This window comes from Marseilla massiliensis (assembly GCF_016899855.1).
Taxonomy (GTDB): Bacteria; Bacteroidota; Bacteroidia; order Bacteroidales; family Bacteroidaceae; genus Prevotella.
Genome location: NZ_JACJJG010000157.1, coordinates 1 through 2,500 on the forward strand (window position 1 = coordinate 1; position 2,500 = coordinate 2,500).

Below are 2,500 nucleotides of genomic sequence, written 5' to 3' on the forward strand. Positions count from 1 at the left end.
AAAAAAGAGATATACAATGTAGAGTTTGATCCTGGCTCAGGATGAACGCTAGCTACAGGCTTAACACATGCAAGTCGAGGGGCAGCATGGGGGTTGCTTGCAATCCCTGATGGCGACCGGCGCACGGGTGAGTAACGCGTATCCAACCTGCCCTTGTCCGCGGCACAGCCCGTCGAAAGGCGGATTAATGCCGCATGCGGTCCGAAGACGGCATCAGATTCGGACGAAAGGCTTTGGCCGGAGAAGGATGGGGATGCGTCCGATTAGCTTGACGGCGGGGTAACGGCCCACCGTGGCGACGATCGGTAGGGGTTCTGAGAGGAAGGTCCCCCACATTGGGACTGAGACACGGCCCAAACTCCTACGGGAGGCAGCAGTGAGGAATATTGGTCAATGGGCGTAAGCCTGAACCAGCCAAGTAGCGTGCAGGACGACGGCCCTACGGGTTGTAAACTGCTTTTGCGCGGGGATAAAGTGGGGGACGTGTCCCTCATTGCAGGTACCGCGCGAATAAGGACCGGCTAATTCCGTGCCAGCAGCCGCGGTAATACGGAAGGTCCGGGCGTTATCCGGATTTATTGGGTTTAAAGGGAGCGCAGGCGGTTGGGAAAGCGTGCCGTCAAATGTCGGGGCTCAACCCCGGAAAGCGGCGCGAACTGTCCGACTTGAGTACGCGGAAGGCAGGCGGAATTCGTGGTGTAGCGGTGAAATGCATAGATATCACGAAGAACTCCGATTGCGAAGGCAGCCTGCCGCAGCGCAACTGACGCTGAGGCTCGAAAGCGCGGGTATCGAACAGGATTAGATACCCTGGTAGTCCGCGCGGTAAACGATGGACGCCCGCCGTGGGGTAGATATATTCCGCGGCCAAGCGAAAGCGTTAAGCGTCCCACCTGGGGAGTACGCCGGCAACGGTGAAACTCAAAGGAATTGACGGGGGCCCGCACAAGCGGAGGAACATGTGGTTTAATTCGATGATACGCGAGGAACCTTACCCGGGCTTGAACTGCAGACGACGGCGCCGGAGACGGCGCTTCCCTTCGGGGCGTCTGCGGAGGTGCTGCATGGTTGTCGTCAGCTCGTGCCGTGAGGTGTCGGCTCAAGTGCCATAACGAGCGCAACCCCCGCCCGCAGTTGCCATCGGGTAAAGCCGGGGACTCTGCGGGGACTGCCGCCGCAAGGTGCGAGGAAGGCGGGGATGACGTCAAATCAGCACGGCCCTTACGTCCGGGGCTACACACGTGTTACAATGGGGCATACAGAGAGTAGCGCATGCGCAAGCCTGCGCGGATCAAAAAAGTGTCCCTCAGTTCGGACTGGGGTCTGCAACCCGACCCCACGAAGCTGGATTCGCTAGTAATCGCGCATCAGCCATGGCGCGGTGAATACGTTCCCGGGCCTTGTACACACCGCCCGTCAAGCCATGAAAGCCGGGGGCGCCTGAAGTCCGTGACCGCGAGGGTCGGCCTAGGGCGATACCGGTGATTGGGGCTAAGTCGTAACAAGGTAGCCGTACCGGAAGGTGCGGCTGGAACACCTCCTTTCTGGAGAGCGCGCTGCAATCGGCATGCGCGGCGTCCTTGTCCTGTGTTTTTTAATAAGATAGATGGAGACTTATGCCGTGCTGAGGACAGTCCCATAGCTCAGTTGGTTAGAGCGCCACACTGATAATGTGGAGGCCGGCAGTTCAAGTCTGCCTGGGACTACGCTGATGAAAGAGATGCGTTTGTCCCTGAAGCCGGGGGATTAGCTCAGCTGGCTAGAGCACCTGCTTTGCAAGCAGGGGGTCAACGGTTCGAATCCGTTATTCTCCACTTGCGCCTGTTGGGCGCGTAGGATCTTTGACATATTGGTACAGACAAGCAAAGCGAAACGGCTTTTTTGGGCTGAAGTCCAGAAAAGCAATGAATCTAAATCAGTAACGAGGAAAAGAGAGCAAGGGCGCATGGTGGATGCCTAGGCTCACGGAGGCGACGAAGGGCGTGGTAAGCTGCGAAAAGCCCCGGTAAGGCGCAAACGGCCTTTGACCCGGGGATCCCCGAATGGGACAACCCGGCCGCCTGAAGGGCGGTCACCATGGCGAATGTCATGGGGCGAACGCGGGGAACTGAAACATCTTAGTACCCGCAGGAAGAGAAAACAAAAGTGATTCCCTTAGTAGTGGCGAGCGAACGGGGAGAAGCCCAAACCGGGCCGGTTTCGGCCGGTCCGGGGTAGTAGGGCCGCGATATTGCACGTTGGGAGTCGAGCGGAACCGTCTGGAAAGTCGGGCCGTAGCGGGTGATAGCCCCGTACGCGAAGTCTCCCGTGGCATAGCGGCACCCTGAGTAGCGCGGGACACGTGAAATCCTGCGTGAATCCGCCGGGACCATCCGGCAAGGCTAAATACTCCCGTGAGACCGATAGTGTACCAGTACCGTGAGGGAAAGGTGAAAAGCACTCCGACGAGGAGGGTGAAATAGATCCTGAAACCATGCGCCTACAAGCGGTCGGAGCATGA

Annotated in this window: 2 tRNA genes and 2 rRNA genes (1 of these 4 cut by a window edge); all 4 read left to right on the plus strand. The window is 58.6% G+C overall.

Going from position 1 to position 2,500, the window contains the following annotated elements:
- The first annotated feature begins 13 nt into the window (after nucleotides 1-13).
- A 16S ribosomal RNA gene (locus tag H6A34_RS13755) occupies nucleotides 14-1,544 on the plus strand.
- 88 nt (nucleotides 1,545-1,632) lie between these two features.
- A tRNA-Ile gene (locus tag H6A34_RS13760) sits at nucleotides 1,633-1,706 on the plus strand.
- 34 nt (nucleotides 1,707-1,740) lie between these two features.
- Nucleotides 1,741-1,814 (plus strand) — tRNA-Ala (locus H6A34_RS13765).
- Between the two features lie 111 nt (nucleotides 1,815-1,925).
- Nucleotides 1,926-2,500: ribosomal RNA gene (locus H6A34_RS13770) — 23S ribosomal RNA — on the plus strand (it continues 2,326 nt past the right edge of the window).
- The 16S and 23S rRNA genes sit together here with 2 tRNA genes alongside, the layout of an rRNA operon.